The sequence below is a fragment of the Sphingomonas paludis genome, from assembly GCF_053502515.1.
This window is the reverse complement of the sequence record NZ_CP187558.1, coordinates 2,361,755-2,384,075: the sequence shown is the minus strand read 5'-3', so window position 1 is coordinate 2,384,075 and position 22,321 is coordinate 2,361,755. Positions and strand designations below refer to the sequence as shown.

Annotated in this window: 23 protein-coding genes; 8 read left to right on the top strand and 15 right to left on the bottom strand. The window is 66.5% G+C overall.

Going from position 1 to position 22,321, the window contains the following annotated elements:
* Positions 1–17 precede the first annotated feature (17 nt).
* Together ACPVPU_RS11445 and ACPVPU_RS11440 are read right to left on the bottom strand one after the other, a co-directional pair.
* Complete coding sequence (locus ACPVPU_RS11445; protein ID WP_448658062.1) at positions 18–1,808, bottom strand: ABC transporter transmembrane domain-containing protein; 1,791 nt, start codon at positions 1,806–1,808, stop codon at positions 18–20.
* Positions 1,809–1,864: 56 nt separating this feature from the next.
* Complete coding sequence (locus ACPVPU_RS11440) at positions 1,865–2,446, bottom strand: pyridoxamine 5'-phosphate oxidase family protein (RefSeq protein ID WP_448658061.1); 582 nt, start codon at positions 2,444–2,446, stop codon at positions 1,865–1,867.
* 157 nt (positions 2,447–2,603) lie between these two features.
* Between ACPVPU_RS11440 and ACPVPU_RS11435 the strand changes: the two genes are divergently transcribed.
* Positions 2,604–3,836, top strand: a complete 1,233-nt coding sequence (locus ACPVPU_RS11435; RefSeq protein ID WP_448658060.1) for a polyhydroxyalkanoate depolymerase — start codon at positions 2,604–2,606, stop codon at positions 3,834–3,836.
* 41 nt (positions 3,837–3,877) lie between these two features.
* Here the strand turns inward: ACPVPU_RS11435 and ACPVPU_RS11430 are convergent, their stop codons facing one another.
* The 6 genes from ACPVPU_RS11430 to ACPVPU_RS11405 form a co-directional block, all read right to left on the bottom strand.
* Positions 3,878–4,195, bottom strand: a complete 318-nt coding sequence (locus ACPVPU_RS11430; protein ID WP_448658059.1) for an HPF/RaiA family ribosome-associated protein — start codon at positions 4,193–4,195, stop codon at positions 3,878–3,880.
* Between the two features lie 63 nt (positions 4,196–4,258).
* Positions 4,259–4,630, bottom strand: a complete 372-nt coding sequence (locus ACPVPU_RS11425; protein WP_448658058.1) for a YkvA family protein — start codon at positions 4,628–4,630, stop codon at positions 4,259–4,261.
* A 79-nt stretch (positions 4,631–4,709) separates the two neighbouring features.
* The gene (locus ACPVPU_RS11420; protein ID WP_448658057.1) at positions 4,710–5,195 is read right to left on the bottom strand and encodes a pyridoxamine 5'-phosphate oxidase family protein; all 486 of its coding nucleotides are present in this window, start codon (positions 5,193–5,195) and stop codon (positions 4,710–4,712) included.
* A 62-nt stretch (positions 5,196–5,257) separates the two neighbouring features.
* Positions 5,258–6,007 carry a TorF family putative porin gene (locus tag ACPVPU_RS11415; protein WP_448658056.1) on the bottom strand — a complete coding sequence of 250 codons (750 nt, stop codon included), beginning with the start codon at positions 6,005–6,007 and terminating at the stop codon, positions 5,258–5,260.
* Positions 6,000–6,428 carry a hypothetical protein gene (locus ACPVPU_RS11410; RefSeq protein ID WP_448658055.1) on the bottom strand — a complete coding sequence of 143 codons (429 nt, stop codon included), beginning with the start codon at positions 6,426–6,428 and terminating at the stop codon, positions 6,000–6,002. Before ACPVPU_RS11410 ends, ACPVPU_RS11415 begins: the two co-directional genes overlap by 8 nt.
* A gap of 136 nt (positions 6,429–6,564) precedes the next feature.
* The gene (locus tag ACPVPU_RS11405; protein WP_448658054.1) at positions 6,565–7,743 is read right to left on the bottom strand and encodes an acetyl-CoA C-acyltransferase; all 1,179 of its coding nucleotides are present in this window, start codon (positions 7,741–7,743) and stop codon (positions 6,565–6,567) included.
* 137 nt (positions 7,744–7,880) lie between these two features.
* Here ACPVPU_RS11405 and putA point away from each other — a divergent pair, with 137 nt between their 5' ends.
* Positions 7,881–10,943: a bifunctional proline dehydrogenase/L-glutamate gamma-semialdehyde dehydrogenase PutA gene (gene putA / locus ACPVPU_RS11400; protein ID WP_448660504.1), complete on the top strand. Its 3,063-nt coding sequence runs from the start codon at positions 7,881–7,883 to the stop codon at positions 10,941–10,943.
* Here putA and ACPVPU_RS11395 read toward each other — a convergent pair whose 3' ends face one another.
* The 3 genes from ACPVPU_RS11395 to ACPVPU_RS11385 all read right to left on the bottom strand — a co-directional run bounded on the left by ACPVPU_RS11395 (position 10,944) and on the right by ACPVPU_RS11385 (position 14,279).
* Positions 10,944–12,005, bottom strand: coding sequence for a glucokinase (locus tag ACPVPU_RS11395; protein ID WP_448658053.1), 1,062 nt, complete (start codon positions 12,003–12,005; stop codon positions 10,944–10,946).
* Positions 12,006–12,072: 67 nt separating this feature from the next.
* Positions 12,073–13,242, bottom strand: coding sequence for a mechanosensitive ion channel family protein (locus ACPVPU_RS11390; RefSeq protein ID WP_448660503.1), 1,170 nt, complete (start codon positions 13,240–13,242; stop codon positions 12,073–12,075).
* Between the two features lie 14 nt (positions 13,243–13,256).
* The gene (locus ACPVPU_RS11385) at positions 13,257–14,279 is read right to left on the bottom strand and encodes a DNA topoisomerase IB (protein ID WP_448660501.1); all 1,023 of its coding nucleotides are present in this window, start codon (positions 14,277–14,279) and stop codon (positions 13,257–13,259) included.
* 105 nt (positions 14,280–14,384) lie between these two features.
* Between ACPVPU_RS11385 and ACPVPU_RS11380 the strand changes: the two genes are divergently transcribed.
* The gene (locus tag ACPVPU_RS11380; RefSeq protein ID WP_448658052.1) at positions 14,385–14,942 is read left to right on the top strand and encodes a type 1 glutamine amidotransferase domain-containing protein; all 558 of its coding nucleotides are present in this window, start codon (positions 14,385–14,387) and stop codon (positions 14,940–14,942) included.
* A 39-nt stretch (positions 14,943–14,981) separates the two neighbouring features.
* Here ACPVPU_RS11380 and ACPVPU_RS11375 read toward each other — a convergent pair whose 3' ends face one another.
* Both ACPVPU_RS11375 and ACPVPU_RS11370 read right to left on the bottom strand, forming a co-directional pair.
* On the bottom strand, positions 14,982–16,361 hold the full coding sequence (locus tag ACPVPU_RS11375) for a putative O-glycosylation ligase, exosortase A system-associated (protein WP_448658051.1): 1,380 nt from the start codon (positions 16,359–16,361) through the stop codon (positions 14,982–14,984).
* Positions 16,354–16,506 (bottom strand): hypothetical protein, encoded by a 153-nt coding sequence (locus tag ACPVPU_RS11370; RefSeq protein WP_448658050.1) that lies wholly within the window; start codon positions 16,504–16,506, stop codon positions 16,354–16,356. Before ACPVPU_RS11370 ends, ACPVPU_RS11375 begins: the two co-directional genes overlap by 8 nt.
* Positions 16,507–16,651: 145 nt before the next feature.
* Between ACPVPU_RS11370 and ACPVPU_RS11365 the strand changes: the two genes are divergently transcribed.
* Both ACPVPU_RS11365 and ACPVPU_RS11360 read left to right on the top strand, forming a co-directional pair.
* Positions 16,652–17,902, top strand: a complete 1,251-nt coding sequence (locus ACPVPU_RS11365; RefSeq protein ID WP_448658049.1) for a TIGR04063 family PEP-CTERM/XrtA system glycosyltransferase — start codon at positions 16,652–16,654, stop codon at positions 17,900–17,902.
* Positions 17,872–18,681, top strand: coding sequence for a hypothetical protein (locus tag ACPVPU_RS11360; RefSeq protein WP_448658048.1), 810 nt, complete (start codon positions 17,872–17,874; stop codon positions 18,679–18,681). Before ACPVPU_RS11365 ends, ACPVPU_RS11360 begins: the two co-directional genes overlap by 31 nt.
* 1 nt (position 18,682) lies before the next feature.
* On the opposite strand, the gene ACPVPU_RS11355 is transcribed toward ACPVPU_RS11360, so the two are convergent.
* Positions 18,683–18,997 (bottom strand): hypothetical protein, encoded by a 315-nt coding sequence (locus ACPVPU_RS11355; RefSeq protein WP_448658047.1) that lies wholly within the window; start codon positions 18,995–18,997, stop codon positions 18,683–18,685.
* The gene (locus tag ACPVPU_RS11350; RefSeq protein WP_448658046.1) at positions 18,994–19,173 is read right to left on the bottom strand and encodes a hypothetical protein; all 180 of its coding nucleotides are present in this window, start codon (positions 19,171–19,173) and stop codon (positions 18,994–18,996) included. Before ACPVPU_RS11350 ends, ACPVPU_RS11355 begins: the two co-directional genes overlap by 4 nt.
* Positions 19,174–19,263: 90 nt before the next feature.
* Between ACPVPU_RS11350 and ACPVPU_RS11345 the strand changes: the two genes are divergently transcribed.
* The 3 genes from ACPVPU_RS11345 to ACPVPU_RS11335 all read left to right on the top strand — a co-directional run bounded on the left by ACPVPU_RS11345 (position 19,264) and on the right by ACPVPU_RS11335 (position 22,312).
* A complete protein-coding gene (locus ACPVPU_RS11345) occupies positions 19,264–19,893 on the top strand; it encodes a S24 family peptidase (protein ID WP_448658045.1) in 630 nt (209 codons plus the stop codon).
* 94 nt (positions 19,894–19,987) lie between these two features.
* Positions 19,988–20,200 (top strand): hypothetical protein, encoded by a 213-nt coding sequence (locus tag ACPVPU_RS11340; protein WP_448658044.1) that lies wholly within the window; start codon positions 19,988–19,990, stop codon positions 20,198–20,200.
* 111 nt (positions 20,201–20,311) lie between these two features.
* Positions 20,312–22,312, top strand: a complete 2,001-nt coding sequence (locus ACPVPU_RS11335) for an autotransporter assembly complex protein TamA (protein ID WP_448658043.1) — start codon at positions 20,312–20,314, stop codon at positions 22,310–22,312.
* Positions 22,313–22,321 lie beyond the last annotated feature (9 nt).

The following is a 22,321-nucleotide window of genomic DNA, read 5'->3' as shown; positions in this document are numbered from 1 at the left end:
CTAGGGCTGCGGCGGTCTCAGGCCGCTTCGCTGAACTGAAGGCTGGCCAGGCGGGCATAGAGGCCGTGCTGGCCGATCAGTTCGGCATGGGTTCCCGTTTCAACGATGCGGCCGCCATCCATCACGATGATGCGGTCGGCGGAGCGCACGGTGGCCAGCCGGTGCGCGATGACCAGCGTAGTGCGCCCCCTGACCAGCCGGTCGAGCGCGTCCTGAACCAGGCGTTCGCTCTCCGCATCCAGCGCGCTGGTCGCTTCGTCGAGAAGCAGGATGGGGGCATCGCGCAGCAGCGCGCGGGCGATGGCGATGCGTTGCCGCTGGCCGCCCGACAGTCGCGCGCCGCCCTCACCCAGATAGGTGTCCAGCCCGGCGGGCAGCGCCTTCAGGAAATCCTGGGCATTGGCGGCGGCGGCGGCGGTCCAGATATCCTCTTCGCTGGCTTCCCAGTTGCCATAGCGCAGATTGTCGCGCGCTGATGCTGCAAAGATCACGGTTTCCTGGGGCACTACGGCGATGCGCCGCCGCACCGCCTGCGGGTCCGCCAGCCGGATCGGCACGCCGTCGACGCTGATCTCGCCCGCCTCCGGGTCGTAAAAGCGCTGCGCAAGCTGGAACAGGGTCGATTTGCCCGCACCGGACGGGCCGACCACGGCGACCGTTTCGCCCGGCCGGATGTCCAGCGTGAAATCGTGCAGCGCCGCCTGTTCGGGGCGGGTGGGATAGCGAAAGGTGACGCCGTTGAATGCGATGGCGCCGAGCGCGGGTTCGGGCAGCGGGGCGGGGACGGCCGGTGGCGCGATCTGGGGCTGTTCGGCCAGCAGCTCGGCCAGCCGGGCAGCGGCACCCGATGCGCGCAGCAGATCGCCATACACTTCGGTCAGCGCGCCGAACGCACCCGTCACCAGCCCGGCGGTCAGCACGAACGCAGTGATGTCCCCCCCAGTCAGTCGCCCGGCAGCGACATCGGTCACCGCGTCCCACATGATCAGGGTGACGGCGGAAAACAGGATGCCGATCACCAGTGCCGTCATGACCGCGCGGGTGGCAAAACGCTGACGCGCAGCGGCGAACCCCCGCTCTACCGCATCGGCAAAGCGCGCAGCCTCGCGGCTTTCCTGGCCGAATGCCTGAACGATCTTCATCGCGCCCAGCACCTCTGCGGCGGTCGATCCGATATCGGCGACCCGGTCCTGGCTGGTGCGGCTGAACCGCCGCAGTTTCGATCCGAGCCAGACGATCGGCAGAATGACGACCGGCAGTCCCAGGATCAGCAGCGCCGCCAGCTTGGGCGCAATGGCGAACAGATAGATGACGCCGCCCACCCCGACGAGCAGGTTGCGCAGCGCGACCGACACCGTGGTTCCGACCACCTGTTCGACCACGGCGGTATCGGCTGTCAGGCGCGACGCAATTTCGGACGGTCGATTTTCCTCGAACCAGCCGGGCGACAGGCGCAGCAGGTTGCGCTGCACCGCGATGCGCAGGTCGGCGACGGTCCGTTCGCCCAGCCAGGAAACGAAGAAGAACCGCATGGCCGTGGCCACCGCCAGCATGCCGACGACCATCAGCAGGCGGTAGAAGAACGGGGCGATCGCGGCCGGATCGGCTCCGGTGGCAAAGCCGTTATCGACGACCTGCTTGAAGGTGTAGGGGATATACAGCGTCGCCGTTGCCGCCAGTGTCAGCGCAACCAGCGCGGCCAGCAGATGCAACGGATAGCGCGCGGTGTAGCCCCACACGATCGTCAGGTTGCTCAATTTGCCTTTGGAGGGGGGCGTCGGAGTGGCGGTCGGAACGGGTTCGGACATGGCCATCGCCTAGCCCAAGCAGGGACGGGTGGGAACCGGGTGATTGTGCCGTCCGGCTATTGCACCAGCCAATCGGCGTCCCAACCCGTGCCGTTCCACCAAAAGCGGGCGCGGCGATGCCCGGCGGAGGACAGCCACAGCCATTCCAGTCGGTGAACCAGCACCTGCACCACCAGGAACTGGTCACGGGCCGTATCGTCCAGCGTCGGCGCGGGCACGGGCGCCGCAACCGGGGTGCCGGGCGAAGGCTGGATGGCGTAGCAGGCACGTGCCCCAGGGCCGGATCGCGCCCAGGCCGAATCGGCAACGGCATCCCGGTCGTGGAGTGTTGCCACGCCGGACATGCGCATTTGCAACTGTGCGCCCCTATCATAGCCATGCAGCGCGACCCGGGGCTCTGCTGCGATTTCCGCCGGCTTGGCGCTGCGCCGGTCGGTATGGAACCGCGCGGTCCGTGTCGCCGGGTCGAAGTCGCGCAGAACGACGGTGCGCACGCTGGGCGTGCCGTCTAGCGCGACCGTTGCCAGGTTGAGGGTGCGGAACGGACTTTTGCGGTCGACGACGCCGCGCCGCAGCAGCGTGAACGCCTCTGCCAGGGTGGCGTCCAGATCGTCGGCATAGGGCGGCATCGACTGCATAGCCGTTCAGATAGGCAGCAGACGGGCGCTCGGAAAGCCGGTGCGGGGAACCCCAATGGTGCACCCGCGTAAAGCAGTGCATTGCACCGCGATATTGTCCGCGTATAACCCGGTGGCAGACCGCAAAGGCGGCACTCGGGGTCAAAGGCAGGAATTGATGCTGTACAACGCCTATGAACTGCAACGGTCGATGCTGGCCGGGGCCAGCGCGCTGGCCAATTTCGGCGCGGGCTGGCTGAACAATCCCGCCAACCCGTTTGCCTATTTCGGTGGCGGCCCGGTGCTGGCCAGCGCCCTGGAGGTGTTCGCCCACGCATCCGCCCCGCGCGGCAAGCCGGCATTCGGCCTGACCGAGACCGAAATCGACGGCAAGCCGGTGGCGGTTCACGAGGAAATCGTGCTGCGCAAGCCGTTCGGCCAGCTGAAGCGCTTCGTCCGCGAAGGCGTGACGGGCGGGCCAAAACTGCTGATCGTTGCGCCGATGTCCGGCCATTTCGCCACGCTGTTGCGGGGCACGGTGCAGCGGATGCTGCCGGAGGCGGATGTCTATATCACCGACTGGCGCGATGCCCGTCAGGTGCCGCTGAGCGAAGGCCGGTTCGATCTGGACGATTATATCGACTATCTGGTCGAGTTTCTGGCGCATATCGGGGCAGAGGGCGATGCCCGGCCCCATGTGCTGGCCGTCTGCCAGCCATCGGTGCCCTGTTATGCCGCAACCGCGCTGATGAATGCCGACAAGCATCCGAACCGGCCGCGCACCCTGACCATGATGGGCGGCCCGATCGACACGCGGGAAGCGCCCACGGCCGTCAACACGCTGGCGACGGAACGGCCCCATGCCTGGTTCGAACAGAATGTCATCGCCACGGTGCCGATGACCTATCCCGGGGCAGGGCGCCGCGTCTATCCGGGGTTCCTGCAGCTGGCGGGGTTCATGACCATGAACCTGGGCAATCACATGATTTCCCATTGGGAAATGTTCAAGCATCTGGTGGCGGGCGACGATGACAGCGCCGATTCCACGATGCGATTCTATGAGGAATACCGGTCCGTCTGCGATATGACCGCCGAATTCTATCTGCAGACGATCGACATCGTGTTCCAGAGCCATGCCCTGCCCAAGGGCGAAATGACCCATCGCGGACGGCCGGTCGATCCCGCGGCCATCACCGATACCGCGATCCTGGCGATCGAGGGCGAGCGCGACGACATTTCCGGTCTGGGCCAGACCAAGGCCGCGTTGACGCTGGCCACCAAGTTGAAACCGGCGATGAAGAAGTACCACATGGCCGAAGGCGTGGGCCATTACGGCATCTTCAACGGCAGCAAGTGGCGGACGCGGATCGCGCCGGTGATGATCGAATGGATGGGCCGCCACCAAGGCTGACCGATCGGCCAGCCCTGACGGTCGAAGGATCGATCATCGCGTCAGCGGACGGCGTCGGCCTTGGCGAACTGACGGTCCAGAACATCGACCAGCTTGCGCAGCGCGGCGGCGAACGCACCCTCGACGTCGCCGCCGGTGCCCGATACCGAAACTGGACGGTCGCCCGATGGGCGAGCCTCGATCACCGCAAGGATGCTGTCCGGACCATTGCGATCGCCGTCGCTGTCCGACAGATGCACCTCCACCCGGGTCAGCCGGTCGGCAAAGCGGCCCAGCCGTTCGGTCAGTCGCGCCTCGAGCGGTTCGATCCGGTCGCTGCCGACATCGACCCGGTTATCGCTGTTGATCTGAACGAGCATCCTGTTTTCCTTTTGTCGTGAAGGGGATGCCAGTTGAACGCACCACCGGCGCGTCGGTGCCGATCAATCGAATCCGGTGGCGATCCACGCCCATGCCAGCCAGGCGATGAGCGCCCATAGCGCAAGGACGACCAGGGCCCCGCCCCAAGACACTGGCCGTCTTGCGGCCAGCTCGGCGGCGGCGCGATGTTCGGCCATCAGTGCGGGTGGGATCATCCGCGCCATCAGCCATATGCCGGCGGGGATCAGGATGGCCTCGTCCAGCAGGCCGATAAACGGCAGAAAGTCGGGGATGAGATCGATGGGCGACAGCGCATAAGCCGCGATGAACAGCCCAAGCAGCCGTGCCGCAAGCGGCGTGCGCGGATCGCGGGCCGCCAGCCAGACTGCGTGCGCTTCGACGCGGATACGGTGGGCCAGGCTGGGTCCGTGCACCCGCCCGGTTTTGCTTGCCCGCGATGCCAGGTCAAGCACCGGGCCGGACATCGGTTGATGCCCGGCCCGGATGTGACCTTTAAAGCGCGGTTTCGACGTGGCGACCGGCCTCTTCCGGCTTGATCTTCATGCCGGTCAGCATCTTCAGCTTGCCGGCCAGGCTTTCATCGCCTTCCCAGATTTCAGCATCGTCCAGCTCGAAGCGCAGCATCAGCAGCATCGGATCCTGACGGCCGCCGTCGAACCATGCCTCGACCATGTTCGACCAATAACGGTCGATGACGGCAGGATCGGTTTCGGTGACCAGCTTGCCCGAGATACAGGCGAACAGCTTGTGATCCTTTGACACGAACTGCGCCATTGCCGGGCCGCCGGCGGCCAGCCGGTTGTCGCGCGTGGTGTAGAACCAGAAGGCGCCGTCCGCGTCCTCGTCGAGGATGGCCGTCATCGGCAGGGCATGATCCTGGCCCTGATCGCGCCGGACCATGACGAACGGACTGTCCGCCATCTTTTTCCACATGCGGGTGCGAACTTCGGCGGTGTCGCTGTTGTCCATCTTGTCCATCGGGGATTCCTTTGATGAGGGGTACCCCGGGAACGGGCGGGACGAACTGCGGTTCCCTTTCGTCAAAATCCGATCGAGGCGAACAGGGCCACCCGGTCGCCTGCATTCGCCCAGTCGGCGATGACGGGCAGGGCGGCGTCGGTATCGATATCGGTGCCGGTATAGCGCGCCCCGACCGTCGCCGGGCCGATCACATATTCGGCGCTGATCCCCCAGTCGTGATAGGTGCCGCCGGGGCGCAGCCGGTTGGCACGAACGGGATCGTCGACCGATCCCGACGACCGCCCGACATGCGCGCCGAACGTCCAGGGCGTAGCCGGGATGCCTGCGCTGGCGCGGGCGGAGAGATACAGATTGTCGCCGCCGATGCTGGACTGGGCCGGGGCATAGCTGGCCGACAGGTCGAGCTGGGCGGGGCCGAGCGAGCCGCCGACCTCGCCATTCAACTCGCCATAGGCGGTATCGTCGCTGCCCGGAAAGAAATGGCCGATGGCCCGGGCGCGAAAGGTGAAGGGGCCGCTGTTCCGGCTGATGCCGACAATGGCATCGATGGCGGCATCGGCGCCGCCGTGCCGGGCACTGTCGCGGGTGGTGACGGCGCGGGCGGCAATATCGACGCCGCTGACGGTCAATGCGGCATAGGCGTCCAGCGCCGGATCCCCATCGCTCCACGACAGCCCGCGCCGACGATGATCGGTAGTCGCTTCGACCAGTACGGCCAGATCGGCACGGTCCTGCGCGGCGGCGGGGGCGGGGGGCAGCGCCGCCGTCAGGCAGACGGCGGCGGCTGCGAACGTCAATCGATCAATCATTCGACGCGACTACTGCCAGCCGGTCGATCTCGGCAAGCAAAGTCGCGCGGTCGTCGGCGGCAATCGCGGCCAGCCGTTGCTCGATTGCGGGGGTACGCCTGGCCACAGCGGCGTTGATCTGATCCTTCAGGACCGCGCAATCGCCGGCCAGCGATCCTTTCTGGCTGCGGTCGGTGGCGACGATGCGCGCCGGAAGGGTGGAACCGTTCACCGTCCGCCCGACCTGAACCACGGCCTGCCAGTCGCACCGCCTGGTGCTGGGCCGCAACCCGGCAGAGGTGCCGCGCTGGCGGGTATCGATGGCGATGTCGGCGCGGTAGCTGGCGGTGACGGAATTGCCGCGATGGTCGATGGTCACCTGATGCGCGGGCAGCGGCACGGCGGATGCGGCAAGCATCAGCGCGTTCACAAGCATGAACATGAGTATTGGCTCCTGCGGTTACGGCACCCTCTTTCGGGGTGCCTGACCTTGCCTTAACTCATCCCGCCGTACCGCGATCCTCAAAGGCGCCGCTTATGGCAATAGCCACTCCCTATGCCTGAAACGCACGAGTGGCTTAGAGCACCTCGAACAGCCCCGCCGCGCCCATGCCGCCGCCGACGCACATCGTCACCACGACATATTTCGCGCCGCGTCGCTTGCCCTCGATCAGGGCATGGCCCGTCATGCGCGCACCCGACATGCCATAGGGATGACCGATGGAAATGGCCCCGCCATTCACGTTCAGCAGCTCGTCGGGAATGCCCAGCTTGTCCTGGCAATACAGTACCTGCACCGCGAATGCCTCGTTCAGCTCCCACAGGCCGATATCGTCCATCTTCAGGTTGAAGCGGTCGAGCAGCGCGGGGATGGCATAGACCGGGCCGATGCCCATTTCGTCGGGCTTGGTGCCCGCCACCGCCATGCCGACATAGCGGCCGAGCGGGGTGAGGCCGCGACGTTCCGCGACCTTTTCCTCCATCAGCACGGCCGCCGACGACCCGTCGGACAACTGGCTGGCGTTGCCCGCCGTGATATGTGCGTTCGGCCCCATCACCGGCTGCAGCGCGGCCAGACCCTCCGCCGTCGTGTCGGCGCGGTTGCCCTCGTCCCGGGTCAGCGTCACCTCCTTCTGGGTGACTTCCTTGGTCTCCTTGTTGACGATGTTCATCGTCGCGGTGACGGGGATGATCTCGTCATCGAACTTGCCCGCCGCCTGGGCCGCAGCCGTCCGCAGCTGCGAGCGAAGGCCGTAAGCATCCTGACGGTCGCGGCCGATGCCATAGCGCGTGGAGACGATTTCGGCCGTCTGCAGCATCGGCATATAGATGTCCGGGTGCATCGCCAGCAGCTCCGGATCGGGCGCGATCCGCATCTGCGGCGTCTGAACCAGGCTGATGCTTTCCACCCCGCCGCCGATGGCGATATCCATGTTGTCGGTAATGATCTGCTTGGCGGCCGTGGCGATGGCCATCAGCCCCGATGCGCATTGCCGGTCGACCGACATGCCGGCAACCGAGATGGGCAGGCCCGCGCGCAGCAGGGCGTTGCGGGCGATGTTCCCCGCCTGGCTGCCCTGTTGCAGCGCCGCGCCCAGCACCACGTCCTGCACCTCGTCCAGATCGATCCCCGCCCGATCCACCGCAGCCCGGATCGAATGGGCGGCCAGGGTGGGGGCGGGCAGATTGTTGAACGCCCCGCGATAGGCGCGACCGATCGGCGTGCGGGCGGTGGAAACGATGACGGCGGAACGCATGGCAATCTTCTCCTGGCGGCGCTTTCGTCGCATAGCGCGTTGCCATGATCTAGGTCGGGCCGGGGCGCTGTGGCAAGCCTTGGCTGACCGGAGCCACGAAAGCATAGAAAGTCCTAGCGTCAATGTCCCTCGAATCCATGGCTGCCCTGTACCGCGCCAGCGAACCCGATGTTCTAAAACCCCTGATCGAGCGGGCGCGAACCACGCCTGAGTCGCGCGGCCGGATCGTTGGGGAGGCTTCCGGACTGATCGCTGAGCTGCGCGCGGCGCAGACGCGGGGCTGGGTCAACCAGTTCCTGCAGGAATATCGGTTGAACTCATCGGAAGGGGTCGCGCTGCTCAGCTTGGCCGAGGCGTTTCTGCGCGTGCCGGACCCGGAAACCGCCGACCTGTTGATCGCCGACAAGCTGGGCGATGCCGACTGGCGCGCGCATGCCGGCAGGTCCAATTCCGCGCTGGTCAACAGTGCCACCTGGGGCCTCGTCATGGGCCGCGCTTTGGTGGGCGAGGGGGAGGGCGGGCCGCTCCGCCGCCTGCTGGCGCGCGCGGGCGAGCCCTTTGTGCGCCAGGCGGTGGGCGCGGCGATGAAGATGATGGGCGAGGTATTCGTGATGGGCCGCACCATCGACGAGGCCATGCGCCGGATGAAGAAGCCGGAGAATAAGGGCTTCACCGCCAGTTTCGACATGCTGGGGGAAGCGGCGCGGACGGAGGAGGATGCGGCTAAGTACTTTTCCGCCTACAAGCGTGCCATTGTCGAGATCGGCAGGGAGCAGGGATCAAGCCATTCCGTATCGGTAAAATTGTCGGCGCTGCACCCCCGCTATGAGGTGGCGCAGTGGGACGCCTGCGTCCCTGAACTAGCGGCGCGGCTTGAAATGATGTGCAATCTGGCGCGCGAGGTCGGCATTTACCTCACAGTTGATGCCGAGGAGTCCGAGCGGCTGGAATTAAGCCTTGAAGTCATCGCGCGCGCCGTTCGCCAGCCGCAATTCAGAGGCTGGAACGGTTTCGGCATGGCCGTGCAGGCTTATTCCAAGCGCGCACGGGCCGTTATCAGCTGGGCTGATGAGCTAGCGGGCGAGCTGGACCAGCGCTGGGACGTCCGGCTGGTCAAGGGCGCCTATTGGGACAGTGAGATCAAGCGGACCCAGGTCGAGGGGCTGTCCGACTATCCGCTGTTCACGCGCAAGGCCGCAACGGACGTATCCTATCTCGCTTGCGCGCGCGACATGCTGGCCGCGAAAAACATCCGGCCGGCCTTTGCCAGCCACAATGCACTGACCGTAGCGACCATCCTGGACTGGGCGGGCGATGCCCGCGACTTCGAGTTCCAGCGGCTGCACGGCATGGGCGAGGGGCTGTATGAGGGGCTGGTGCGCGATCGCGGTTATCGTTGCCGCATCTATGCGCCCGTCGGTGGGCACCGCGACCTGCTCGCCTATCTCGTCCGGCGACTGCTGGAAAACGGGGCCAATTCCAGTTTCGTGCACCAGCTTGCCGATGCGGAAACATCGGACGCCGACCTGCTTGCCGATCCGGTGGAGAAGGTGGCGGCCGTCGGCGGCGCCCGCCATCCCAGCATCCCGCTGCCCCGCGACCTGATGGGCGCTTGGCGCAACAGCGCGGGGATCGACCTGAACGATCGCACGGTGCTGGCGGAGGTGGCGGGAGCAATCAAATCCTCACCCCTCCCCCTTGGGGGAGGGGTTGGGGGTGGGGGATGGCAGGGCGACGGCCTGTCCTCCCCTCCACCCCACCCCAACCCGGCATCGGGTCGGTCAGTCTCCCAGACTGACCTGAACCGCGCGGCCCGCGGTTCACCCGACGCCCCTGAAGGGGAGGGGCTTGTGCGGGCCGCAGTCGCCCGCGCTCGCAGCGCCTTCTCGGCCTGGTCAGCGACGCCGATGGAAACCCGCGCCGCGATCCTCGAGCGCTATGCCGACCTGATCGAGGCGAACCGGATCGAATTGATGGCGCTGTGCGTGAAGGAGGCGTTCAAGACGATCCCCGACGCGCTGGGCGAAATCCGCGAGGCGGCTGATTTCTGCCGCTATTACGCGTATCAGGCGCGTACCGGCCTGACGCCGGTCATCCTGCCGGGGCCGACCGGCGAGCGCAACGAACTGCGCTTTGCCGGGCGGGGTGTCTGGGCGGCGGTGGCGCCGTGGAATTTTCCGCTGGCGATCTTCACCGGGCAGAATGCGGCCGCACTGGTTGCTGGCAACTGCGTTGTGGCAAAGCCTGCGCCGCAGACGCCGCTGATCGCCGCGCGGGCCGTGGAACTGGCGCATGAGGCGGGCATTCCGAAGGATGCCCTGGCGATCGTGACCGGCGGGCCAGAGGTCGGTGCGGCGCTGGTCGCGGATGCGCGCATCGCCGGGGTCGCCTTTACCGGCTCCACTGCGACAGCCAAAAAGATCGCGCGCAGCCTGCTGGACGACGACGCCCGGCCCATCGTCCCACTGATCGCGGAGACGGGCGGGATCAACGCGATGATCGTCGATTCGACCGCCCTGCCGGAACAGGTGGCGGCCGACGTGCTGACCAGCGCCTTCCGCTCGGCGGGCCAGCGCTGTTCGGCGCTTCGGCTGCTATTGGTGCAGGAAGAGATTGCCGATGGCATGATCGAGATGCTGAAAGGGGCGATGGACCAGTTGCGGCTGGGCGATCCGGGGGATCCCGCGAACGATATCGGCCCGGTGATCGACCTCGCGGCCTATGACCGGCTGATGGCGTACCGGGAGAGCCAGCAGGCGCGCTGGGTGCACACGGTCCCTGCGCCGGGCCAAGGCCTGTTCGTGCCGCCGACGATCATTCGCCTCGACCGGCCGGAGGACCTGACCGCCGAATGGTTCGGCCCGCTGCTGCACATCGCCACCTGGAAGGCAGGGGCGCTGGCCGAAACGATCGACCGGGTGAATGCCAGCGGCTACGGCCTGACCATGGGCCTGCACAGCCGCATCGCGCGTGCCGCCGACCTGATCGAGGCACAGGGCAGGGCCGGCAACCTGTACATCAACCGCAGCATGATCGGCGCGGTCGTCGGCAGCCAGCCCTTTGGTGGCGAGGGATTGTCGGGCACAGGACCCAAGGCAGGTGGCCCGCATTACCTGCACCGGTTCTGCGTCGAACGCGCGATCAGCGTCGACACCACCAGCGCTGGCGGCAATGCCAGCCTGCTCAGCCTGGAGGACTGATCAGCGGACGGGCATATAATCGCTGCGCGGCGTCGGTCCCGGCGACGCTGCCGGGGGGAACAGCGATGGCCAGCCGGATGAGCTTCCCTCGGGCACGGCTGCACGGGGGATTGCGGGACTCAGAGCGGCAGGCGGGTCGGTCCGTTCCGTCCGGTGGGTCAAGGCATAGGCAAGCCCCTCCATCGTCAGGTCATGGCCCGACAGCCGCCAGCGCGGCGTCATGCCGACCAGCCTGGCGAATTTGGGCTTGGCCTCGAACCCCTTGTTGAACTGGTCGGTCAGCGCGGATCCGGTGAGCTCGCTGATGCGCCGGCCCATCAGGAACGCGCCGCTCCAGGCACCATGGGCGAGCACCGCGTCACCGGCGAACCGGCCGATCAACCGCGCCAGCATCGCCAGCCGGTCTGCCCGACTGTTCGGCAGGGCGGGCGCGTTCCAGATCGGATCGTCCAGCGCCAGCGTCAGCACGGCTTCCCAGGAAACCGATCCACGCAACCGGGTACGCATCGCCTGAACCAAAGCCCATTCCTGATCGGTTTCGGGGGGAAAGCCGCAATGGCCCATTTCCGCCTCCAGCACCCGCAGCCCGCCCCGTCCGTCAACATCGATCGACGCCAGCCCGACGCCGAAATCCAGATGGGCGATCAGCCAGCGGCCCTGGCGCCCGAGATCGGGCGGTGGTGCCGCCCGCGACATCGCATCGAACCGGACGCCATGTCCGCCCACCGCCGCCCAGGCGTGGACCGCGACGTCATTGATGATCTGGGGTTCGCGGCGAAAGATGGAGTGCAGGCCCGAACGGGTAATCATCCACCGGCCACGGGCGATCGAGATGGTATCGCCGTGCGTCGCACCGATGATGGCGATGGCAGCGTCAGCGCCCGTGAGCGGCTGTCCGGTTTCCCGTTCGAAGCGCATCAGCGCATCGGTCAGGGTGGGAAAGGATGCCATCGGCCAGCTATGTTCGCCGACCGGCCGCCCGGCCGGGTTGACCCAGGCCAGCCGAATCTGGGTTTCGCCGACGGAAACCGCCAGACGCGGCGGGTCACCGGGGTCGTTCATGCTGCATCCTCTGTCGACATTATCACTAATTGACAGTGGGTTATGCGGATATGGCGTTAAGATAGCGCTAACTTGCGCTACGTGCATCCGTGGTTCGGATTTGCTGCACCGCCGGATAGGGCATGATCATGGCTCCATCCGGCGCGGCGGTGAACGTCGTCTGCGTGGGATAGGCGAATTCCAGCCCCTCATCATTGAACCGGCCCAGAATGGCCAGGCCGATCGCCGACCGCGCGTCGTAGAAATGCTGGAAGTCCGGGCCGTCGGTATCGAACTCCAGTTCGAAATCGAGGCTGGACGCACCGAAGCCGACGAAACCCGCCCGGACGAAGATCGCGCCGTTCGCCTCGACCACCTGTTTCAGAATGGCCGGGACCTCGGCACATCGGTTGGCCGGGGTCTGATAGATCAGGCCGAGCGTCCATTTCTGGCGACGATGGATCCGCTGCGTGTTGTTGCCGATCTGCTTTTCCAGCAGATTCTTGTTGCTGATGATCAATTCCTCACCGGTCAGGGCGCGGATGCGGGTGGATTTCAGGCCGATGGCCTCGATCGTTCCGCTGGTCGTGTCGAACGATACGGCATCGCCCCGCCGGAACGGCTTGTCGAAGATGATCGAAAGCGCCGCGAACAGATCGGCAAAGATGCCCTGCGCGGCCAGGCCGATGGCGATGCCGCCGACGCCGAGGCCCGCAACCAGGCCGGTCACGTTGACCCCCAGATTGTCCAGCACCACGATCAGCGCGATGGCGAACAGGGCAACCGTCACCAACAGGCGGATAATGCCGATAGCCGTGCCCAGCGTTTCGCTGGAATGATCGCCTTCCGTGCGTTTTTCCACCACGCCCAGGATGATTTCGCGCGCCCAGATCGCCCCTTGGAAAACGGCCGCGATGGTAAACAGGAACCGGACGGTGGCGATGACAGGCTGGGGGGCATGGGCATATTCGACCACCAGTTCGGCCGAAACCATGGTGATGAAGAAATGCCCGGTCTTGCCAATGGCCCGCCCGGCGATCGTGCCCCAGCCCATCGGCCCGGACGCGCGTTGGCACAGGGTCATGCCCCATCGGCGAACGCCGTGGAGCACGAAAAAGATCAATATGGCAAAGCCCAGACCGATCAGCGCCTGCAACCAATAGGTCGTCAACCACGCCACACTGGAGTCAGCCAGCGCCTGGGCGCTGCGTTGCATGTAATCGGCGGCGAACGCGCCTTCGGTCGCTGTATTGGTCATCATCGGTCCCGGTGTTACGCCGCCTGTCGCTTCGGCAGGGCCAGGGCATCGCATGCCTGCAGAAACGCGATCAAGCCCCGTTCGGCCCGCGACAGGTGGCGCGTGGACCGGGGCAGCGCCAATGGCGGCCCTTCCGCGCCCGATCCGGCGAGGCAGCGGTCAAGCAGGGCGGGGTGGACATAGGATTTGCGCGCGACGGCGGGCGTGTTGCCCAGCGCCGCCACGACGGGTTCCAGCAGCGATTTGAGGGTGGGAACCCGGTCGCCCGCCAGCACCAGCGTTTCAAAGGCGATGACGCTGGCGCCCCAGGTGCGGAAATGCTTGGCGGTAAATCCATCGCCCATCGCCGCGCGGATATATTCGTTCACATGGGACGAGGTGACGGGGTGCGCCTGACCCGTATCGTCCAGCCATGCGAACAGATGCTGGCCAGGGAGGTCCTGGCATCGTTTGACGAACCGGCTGAGCGAGCCGTCCGTGATGGTCAGCACGCGCCGACGCCCCGATTTGGCGGTGTAGCTGAGCTTGATCCGCTGGCCGGTAAGCTTGGCGTGGCGCCGGCGGAGGGTCGTCGCGCCGAAACTCTTGTTGGCGCGGACATATCCCTCGTTCCCCACCCGCACGCGGCCGAGGTCGAGCAGGCGGACGACGGCGGCAACGGCGCGCTCGCGGCACAGATCGCGGCGGGCCAGATCCCGGACGACCTGAGCGCGCAGCCGAGGCAGGGCCTGGCCGAATGCAGCACAGGCAGCGAACTTCTCCGCCTCGCGCGCTGCACGGAAATCAGTGTGATATCGATATTGCTTGCGCCCGCGCTCGTCGATGCCGGTCGCCTGGATATGCCCCTTCGGGTCGGCGCAGAACCATGCATTGCGATAGGCCGGCGGCAGGGCGATGGCGTTGAGCCGAGCGATGTCGCGCTTGTCGCGGATCAGTCGGCCGTCTGGGCGTCGATACCGCCATGGGCCGTCTCCATCGCGCTCCCTGGTGATGCCGGGTTGGCCGTCGTCGCAATAACTGAGTGTGGTGTCGCCCATCGCCGTCTTTCTGTTCACCGCAACAATGCCCGGGCAATCGCTTCGTTCCGGAACTTCGGCCAGCCCGGCTGGTTGCTGGATCATTCACCCAATGGAGGACCGATGATGAGCAAGCTTGAAGGCGTGAAGATATTGATGCTGGCGACGGACGGGTTCGAGCAGTCCGAACTGTTCGATCCGCGTCAGGCGTTGATCGATGCAGGGGCGACCGTCACCCTGGCGTCGCCCGCAACCGACCCCATTCGCGGCGTGGTGCATGACCAGCCGGGCGACCGGACGATCACGCCCGACCTGACGCTGGATGCGGTGGACGCTGGCGACTATGACGGGCTGCTGCTGCCGGGCGGCGTGGCCAATCCCGATACGCTGCGCATGAACGACCGGGCGGTCGAGATCGTCGGCACCTTTGCCGACGACGGCAAGCCGGTCGCCGCGATCTGTCATGCCCCCTGGCTGCTGGTCGAGGCAGATGTGGTCGATGGGCGCACCGTCACCAGCTGGCCTTCGGTTCGCACCGATCTGGCCAATGCCGGTGCCAATGTCGTCGACCGCGAAGTCGTTGTCGACGGCAACCTGATCACCAGCCGCAATCCGGACGATATCCCTGCGTTCAGCAAGGCGATGATCCAGGCGCTGGCCGACCAGATGGCGGATGCGCATTAATCGGTGATCGGGCCGGCAAAGGGCCGGTACATTTCGGGATCAGGCGGTTGCCGCCGTCGCCGTGCCTGCGGGGGCGGCGGCACCCCCTGATCGCCGCATCGGCCGCCAGCTTTTCTCGGCGCGTTTGCGCGCAAGATAGGTGTCCAGGCCGATCTGGGCGCCGATCAGCATATAGACGAACGGCTGATAGGCGATGCCGACGAAGGCGGCGCCCAGCAGATAGATCAGATGCCCGTGTTGAAGCGCGGTCGCCAGCGGGCTGACCCATTCCTCGCCTGGTTCGGGCCGCCAATATCGCCTGCGGATCACCTCCATGCGGATGATCCCCCCCAATTGGATCATCAGCCACAGCGCCAGCCCGGCATAGCCCTGTTCGCCCAGCATTTCGAAATAGCTGGAATGATAGGCGCGACCGGCATCGACCACCGCCTTTCGTTCCACCGTCGCCGTTGCGCCCTGTTCGGCGACGGTGACGGTATCGAAGCTCAACCGGTTCTGGCGATAGGCTTCGAACCCGCCGCCCACGGGATTGTCGCGGACATAATCCAGCGTCCATTTCCAGACCGCCAGCCGGGTGCTCGCCGATTGGTCGCCCTTATATTCCTTGATGGTCTCCATCCGCTGCGTATAGGCGGTGGGCAGGAACGGCACGGCGGCCAGGCCGATGATCGCCGCCAGCGACAGATACAGCATCCGCCGCTTTGCATCGCGCAGCATCAGCATGGCGAGCAGGCCGATGCACAACAGCCCGGTCCGCGCCGACGTGCCAATGGGGATCAGCAGGCAGGCGAAGCAGAGCGCGTAGCAGAAGGTCCTGACCTTCCAGTCCGGGGCAAACACCGTTCCGTGCTTGCTGAACCACAGGATCAGCGGGATGATGGTGATGGCGACCGCCGAGATGGTCGATCCTTCGTACAGGCCACTGTTGTTGTTCACCATCAGGTCGAGCTGGCCATAGCCGCCGCCCGACCCCAAGGTCTTGATGCCCCCGACGATGATGATCGACGCCGCCGACAGGATCATGAAGAGCAACAGCGCCTCGATCCGCAATTTGGTGCGCAGCGTCAGCGGCAGGAAAATGGCGAAGGCCAGGGATTTCCAGGCCCATTCCCATTTATCCAGCGCCTCCACCGGGAAATCGGCGTAGCGGGTGGTGTAGGCGACATAGGCCAGCAGCGCGAGGATCAGGAACTGGCGAGGGGCGATTCGCGTGTCGCGCTTGTCATCGAACATCAACCAGCCACCGACCGCAGCAGCCACGGCGATCATCGAGATCGGGACGGAGTTGAGCAGCAGATAGGTCAGCCGCTGCGGCGACACGATATCGATATAGACATAGGTCAGGACGAACAGGAACGGCCGCTTTACGCCCGCCCCAAACAATGCGGCCAGGAACGCAATGAAGACCAGGTCACGCACCGGTCGATTCTCCGTCGGTGCGCCGGGCGCGGGGGCGGGGGTCGCGCGGTCCCGCCTCGCGGTCCAGATCGTTCCGGCGCAGCAGCAGCCATGCCGCCAGCAGCATCAGCCCATGGGCCAGGCCAAGCGAGAAATTGTCGATCATTCGCCTGCTCCGCCCAGAAGTTAACGCCGCGCCGTGCCGGGCCAACATCCGCGTGCCGACGCGAACGGATGAAACCCGGTCGGTCACCCCATATTCCCCACCCGGTTGACGCGGCGTTAAACAGTATCGTGGCAGGACGGTCGCCATGCGGATCCTGCACGTCCTTGATCACAGCCTGCCGGTCCATAGCGGCTATACCTTTCGAACCCGCGCCATCCTGAAGGCCCAGGAACGGCTGGGCTGGGTGGTTGCAGGGGTGTCCGGCCCGCGCCAGCCGGGGGCGCCGGACCGGGCGACCACGGACACGGCCGATGGCCTGACCTTTCATCGCACGGCCGCCGTCGGACCAGCGCCGACGCCGCTTGGCGAATGGCGCGAAATCGCGGCGTTCCGCGACCGGATCGTGGCTGCGGCGCAAGCATTCCGACCCGACATCATTCACGCCCATTCGCCGGTATTGAACGCGGTTGCCGCCCGGCTGGCGGCCAAGCGGCTCGGCCTGCCGCTGCTGTATGAAATCCGCGCATTCTGGGAGGATGCGGCCGTCGGCAACGGCACCGGGACGGAAGGCAGCGTCCGCTACCGGTTGACCCGCTGGCTGGAAACGCGCGAGGTCCGGCGGGCCGATGCCGTCGCCGTGATCTGCGAAGGGCTGCGCGGCGATCTGATCGCGCGTGGCATCGATCCGGCCAAGATCATGGTTTCGCCCAATGGCGTCGACCTGACCCTGTTCGGGGAGCCTGCCCCGCGCGATGACGCCTTGGCCGGAGAACTGGGATTGGACGATGCCGACGAGGTCATCGGCTATATCGGCAGTTTCTACGATTATGAGGGGCTGGAGCATCTGGTCGCGGCCATGCCCGACCTGGTATCGACCCGACCGCGCGCCCGGTTGCTGCTGGTCGGCGGCGGCCCGGTCGCCGATGCGCTGCGGGTTCAGGCCGCGGCCTCGCCCGTCGCCAATGCCATCCGGTTCGTCGGTCGGGTGCCGCACGACCAGGTGGAGCGTTATTACAGCCTGACCGATATCCTCTGCTATCCGCGCAAGCGGATGCGTGTCACGGAACTGGTGACCCCGCTCAAGCCCCTGGAGGCGATGGCGCAGCGTCGGCTGGTTGCCGCGTCGGATGTCGGCGGGCACCGCGAACTGATCCGGGACGGCGACACCGGCACCCTGTTCCCGGCCGACGACCCGCCAGCAATGGCGGCAGCCCTAGCCGCGCTGCTGTCCGACCGCAGCGGATGGGACGCCCGGCGGGAACGCGCCCGCGCATTCGTCGATGCCGAGCGTAACTGGTCGTCAAATGTTTCCCGATATCACCCCGTTTACCAAAGGCTGATCAAAGCCGGTCGCATGGATGGAACATGGTCGCGTATCTTGCCCGTAAAGGCGTAATTCCGTCGCTTTCCCTGCCAACGATCATCGGCGCCGCACTGGCGATGATCATGTTCGTCCTGGCGCTGGCCCTACCCGGCTGGCGGCTGGAACAGGCCGTATCCGAATCGGGCCTGCCGGCGGTGCTGCCCGCCGCAGCGCCGCCGCTGGGCGCGACGGCACGCGCGGCGATAGGCTTTTTCGGTGCAGTCCTGATCGGCGGGGGCGGCTGGCTGGCCACGCGGTTGGCGATGGAGGTGCGGCCAAAGGTGCGGCGTCCGCGCAGCAAGCGCCCCGTGCTGGATGCGAGCGCGCCGCCGCCCGCGATCCGCCGCGCCGACGCCCATCCCGATGCCGCGCCGCGCCCGCCGGTGCTTGCCGCCAGCGAACTCGGCGTTCCCTTGTGGGACGATGCGCCAGCACCAACGCCGGCTCCGGTCGTCGCCGCGCCGATCGAACGGTCGCTGCCCGATGACCTGGATCAACCTCTGGCGGCGTTCGATCCCGATGCCATCCCCGAAAAGCCGATGCCGATGCCGCGCTTTGCCGCGCATGAACGCATCGAGACCTTTGAGCTGACGCCGCCGCCACCGGCGCGCGAGCAGGCGGTGGCCATCGCCATCGCAGCAGCCCAACCCGCCGATGATCCGCTGGTCGCCCCCGGCACCGATGCCACGATCCAGAGCCTGCTCGACCGGCTGGAACGCGGCGTGGCCCGCCGCACGACCCGCTCGCCCGCGCCGCGCCCCCGCGCAATCGACGATGCTTTGATCCAGTTGCGGCGTATGGCCACCCGCTGACCTAACCCTCGATCAGGGTGAGCGCCTCCAGCGAAACGGTGGCCCGGCCAGCCGCTTCCTGTCGGTCGGTCGCGCAGATATCGGCGACGAGATGGCCCGGCAGCCGCCATTCGGCATCGGGTAGCGCCGCCAGCCATGCGCCAAGGGCATCGGAGCAGGGTGCCTCGATCGCAAAGCGTAGCCGTGACCCTTCGAACGTTGCGCTCGACCAGGCGGTGCTTTGCCGCAGGCCGATGGTCATCGCCACGCCCGCCCTTGCGGCGCTTGCCTCCAATGCGCGGCCCAAGGCGGTCATCGCATCCGGTCCCCGGCTCATTGCTGCTGCTCCGTCGCCAAGAAGGCGTCAATGCGCGCCTGCATCGCCGCGCCCGGTTCGCGCCCGTTGCGCATGTCCAGCACCAGCCGGGGATCGCGCGCGACCAGCCGGCCGAACTTCGTCGGCGGCATTTCCCGCTCGCGCAGAAACCGTTCGATTTTCCACAAGACCGTCATCGTCCAACCCCATGAGTCGATTGCTTGTGTTCATGATGTGTTCTGCAAAATCCAACTTGTCGAGGATAATTCCTTTGACTAAGAAGCGGCATGACCGAGGACGAGCAACGCGCTGCGCTGGACCGGCTGATCGCCGGGCGGGGGGAAAGCCTGACCGCATTGTCGCGGCTGATCGGGCGCAATGACGCCTATCTTCAGCAATATCTGCGGCGCGGATCGCCCCGTCGCCTGCCGGAGGCGGAAAGGGGGACCCTGGCCCGGTATCTCGGCGTCCCGGAATCAGCCCTTGGTGGGCCTGCGCCGCCGGAATCGGTGGCGGTGCCGCGCCTGGACATTGCCGTTGCCGCCGGGTCGGGCGGGATGGAGTCATCGGCGCAGCCGGGCCGGTTGACCAGCATCCCGGCGGACCTGATGCGTGCGCTGCGCGTGGATCCACGGAACGCGGCGCTGTTGCGGGTGCTGGGCGAATCGATGGAGCCTTTGCTGGCTGATGGCGACGAAATCCTGGTCGATCGGGCCGAGCGCCGCATCACGCATCAGCCCCGGCTGATGGTCGCCCGCATCGACGGCATGCTGGTGGTCAAACGGATTGCGCTGATCCCAGGCGGGGTCCGGTTGATCAGCGAACATCCCGCCTGGCCGCCGGTCGATCATCCGGCGGCTGCGGTCGATCCGGTCGGGCGGGTCGTCTGGATGACCCGTATCCTGACGGGTTGGTAAAGATGCCGGTTACCCTGCCTTTGCACCGTCCGGGCAGGATTGCGCGCTATTCCGGGAAATGCCGGGGCGATGCTCCGCCACGACCTGGAGCGTCATGCACGAACTTTTCTATCTGTCCGACCGGTCCGAAGTCATGCTGGCGCAGCAGCTGATCGCCGAATATGGCGCGGATGCCGGATTCGAGGCTGCGGAACGGGCCGACCACAGCCGACAGGTGGGCAATCACCTCCACTTCTGTCGCTGGCGTCAGATCGAGCGGCTGATCCTGGTCCTGGCAACCGACGAACCGGTCGGCACCGTCCACTGATCGCGGCGGCTGACGCCCTCGCAACCGAATTGACGCATCCCGGCCGAAAAACGGGGATCCCGTCGCGCAAGTCATTGTGACTAGGGGCGGCTTGCGGCATGGATCGACCGGATGGCGAGTGCGAATGGCCTTTGCGGGGGATGGTTCGGCGCGGCGGCGCTGATTGCGCTGGCCGCCCATGCGCCCGCCCTGGCCCAGGACAGGCCGCCGCCCGCGGTGCAACCGGCGCAGCCGCAGCAGCCGACGCCGCCCCCATCCGATCTCGACCCGGATTCGCCGATGGCGGACCTGCCCGATTTCGGGGTCGATTGGCCCGATCTGAACCTGCCGCTCGCCGGCGAACAGGCCGATGCCGCTGATCCCGAGGCGATTGTGGTCGAGGGCGCGGCGGAGCGCCGCTATCGCTATGCGCTGGAGGGGCTGGACGGGGTGGCGGACGCGCTGTTCCTGCAGCGGTTCCGCGAGGGATCGGCGCTGGACGCCCATGACGACGAAGCCTCCAACGCCGCCCAGATCGAGCGGCGGGCGCGGCAGGATGTCGAATTGCTCGACGAACTGATGCGGGCAGCGGGCTATTACGACGCCCGCATCCGCCCCCGTATCGGAACCGACCGCGACGTCATCCTGGTCACGCTGGAGGTCGTGCCGGGCACCCGCTATACCTTTGAAACGGTGCAACTGCCCGGCCTGGCGGCTGCGGGCGACCGTTCCGACGAACTGCGCGCTGCCCTGCCGGTTGCGGTCGGCGATCCGGTGGACGCGGACAAGGTGGTGGCGGCCGAGGACCGTCTGCGCAGCACCATCGGCAGCGTCGGCTATCCCTTTGCCGAGGTAGGCGAGCCTGAACTCGTCGTCGATCACGACACCCGTACCGCCACCCTGACCCTGTCGGTCGAACCGGGCGGGGAACGGCGGTTCGGCCGCATCCTGACGACCGATACCCGCATCTTCGACGGGGATCATGCCCAGGATATCGCCCGGTTCCGCCCCGGCCAGCGATATGATGCCGCAGAGGTCGAGGATCTGGAACGCGCGATCATCCAGACAGGCCTGGTTTCGTCCGTCACGCTGACCCCGGTCGAGGGACAGACGCCCGGCACCGTCGATCTGTCGCTGGCGATGGAGCCGGCCCCGTTCCGGTCGATCGGCGCTGAAATCGGCTATGGCACGGGCGAAGGCGCGCGGATCGAGGGCGACTGGACCCACCGCAATTTCGTGAAGCCCGAAGGGGCGCTGAACCTGCGCGGCGTGCTGGGCACGCTGGAACAGGTGGCGGCGGCGACGCTGCGCTTCAACAATTTCGGCCAGCGCGACCGGGTGCTGACTTTGGGCATCGCCGCCACGTCGCTTCGGCGCGAGGCGTTTCAGGCAACCGGCTTTCAGCTGTTCGGCACGCTGGAGCGGCAATCGAACATCTTTTTCCAGAAACCCTGGACCTGGTCGGTCGGTGCCGAACTGGTCGCCACCGACGAACGCGACACCATCGTCAACACGGGCGAATTCCGCCGCCGCACCTATTTCGTGGGGGCACTGCCCCTGACGCTGACCCATGACGCGTCGAACGACCTGCTGAACCCGACGCGCGGGTTCAGGCTGGGCGGTCGGCTCAGCCCGGAAGTATCGCTGTCGGGCACGGTGTTCGGCTATGCCAAGCTGCAGCTGGATGGGAGCTATTATCAGCCGGTCAGCGACACGGTGGTCGCCGCCGCCCGCATCCGGATCGGATCGATCCTTGGCGCGCCGCGCGACGGCATCGCCCCGTCGCGGCGCTATTATGCCGGGGGCGGGGCATCGGTGCGCGGATACGGATTTCAGGCGATCGGTCCGCGCGACCCCAATGACGACCCGATTGGCGGGTTGAGCCTGACCGAGTTCTCGCTTGAGGCCCGCGCGAAGGTGTGGGGCAATTTCGGTGCCGTCGCCTTTCTGGACGGCGGCAACATCTATACATCCACGACGCCGGGGATCAGCGATTTCCGATATGGGGCCGGCATCGGCCTGCGCTATTATTCCAATTTCGGCCCGATCCGCATCGATGTCGGCACGCCGCTCAATCCGCAACCCGGCGACAGCCGCATCGCCGTCTATGTCTCGCTGGGACAGGCATTTTGAGCGAGGCGA

Coding starts and splice junctions, on each gene's coding strand:
- ACPVPU_RS11445 (WP_448658062.1), bottom strand. CDS start 1,808: ATGTCCGAACCCGTTCCGACCGCCACTCCGACGCCCCCCTCCAAAGGC.
- ACPVPU_RS11440 (WP_448658061.1), bottom strand. CDS start 2,446: ATGCAGTCGATGCCGCCCTATGCCGACGATCTGGACGCCACCCTGGCA.
- ACPVPU_RS11435 (WP_448658060.1), top strand. CDS start 2,604: ATGCTGTACAACGCCTATGAACTGCAACGGTCGATGCTGGCCGGGGCC.
- ACPVPU_RS11430 (WP_448658059.1), bottom strand. CDS start 4,195: ATGCTCGTTCAGATCAACAGCGATAACCGGGTCGATGTCGGCAGCGAC.
- ACPVPU_RS11420 (WP_448658057.1), bottom strand. CDS start 5,195: ATGGACAAGATGGACAACAGCGACACCGCCGAAGTTCGCACCCGCATG.
- ACPVPU_RS11415 (WP_448658056.1), bottom strand. CDS start 6,007: ATGATTGATCGATTGACGTTCGCAGCCGCCGCCGTCTGCCTGACGGCG.
- ACPVPU_RS11410 (WP_448658055.1), bottom strand. CDS start 6,428: ATGTTCATGCTTGTGAACGCGCTGATGCTTGCCGCATCCGCCGTGCCG.
- ACPVPU_RS11405 (WP_448658054.1), bottom strand. CDS start 7,743: ATGCGTTCCGCCGTCATCGTTTCCACCGCCCGCACGCCGATCGGTCGC.
- putA (WP_448660504.1), top strand. CDS start 7,881: ATGGCTGCCCTGTACCGCGCCAGCGAACCCGATGTTCTAAAACCCCTG.
- ACPVPU_RS11395 (WP_448658053.1), bottom strand. CDS start 12,005: ATGAACGACCCCGGTGACCCGCCGCGTCTGGCGGTTTCCGTCGGCGAA.
- ACPVPU_RS11390 (WP_448660503.1), bottom strand. CDS start 13,242: ATGACCAATACAGCGACCGAAGGCGCGTTCGCCGCCGATTACATGCAA.
- ACPVPU_RS11385 (WP_448660501.1), bottom strand. CDS start 14,279: ATGGGCGACACCACACTCAGTTATTGCGACGACGGCCAACCCGGCATC.
- ACPVPU_RS11380 (WP_448658052.1), top strand. CDS start 14,385: ATGAGCAAGCTTGAAGGCGTGAAGATATTGATGCTGGCGACGGACGGG.
- ACPVPU_RS11370 (WP_448658050.1), bottom strand. CDS start 16,506: ATGATCGACAATTTCTCGCTTGGCCTGGCCCATGGGCTGATGCTGCTG.
- ACPVPU_RS11365 (WP_448658049.1), top strand. CDS start 16,652: ATGCGGATCCTGCACGTCCTTGATCACAGCCTGCCGGTCCATAGCGGC.
- ACPVPU_RS11360 (WP_448658048.1), top strand. CDS start 17,872: ATGGTCGCGTATCTTGCCCGTAAAGGCGTAATTCCGTCGCTTTCCCTG.
- ACPVPU_RS11355 (WP_448658047.1), bottom strand. CDS start 18,997: ATGAGCCGGGGACCGGATGCGATGACCGCCTTGGGCCGCGCATTGGAG.
- ACPVPU_RS11350 (WP_448658046.1), bottom strand. CDS start 19,173: ATGACGGTCTTGTGGAAAATCGAACGGTTTCTGCGCGAGCGGGAAATG.
- ACPVPU_RS11345 (WP_448658045.1), top strand. CDS start 19,264: ATGACCGAGGACGAGCAACGCGCTGCGCTGGACCGGCTGATCGCCGGG.
- ACPVPU_RS11340 (WP_448658044.1), top strand. CDS start 19,988: ATGCACGAACTTTTCTATCTGTCCGACCGGTCCGAAGTCATGCTGGCG.
- ACPVPU_RS11335 (WP_448658043.1), top strand. CDS start 20,312: ATGGCGAGTGCGAATGGCCTTTGCGGGGGATGGTTCGGCGCGGCGGCG.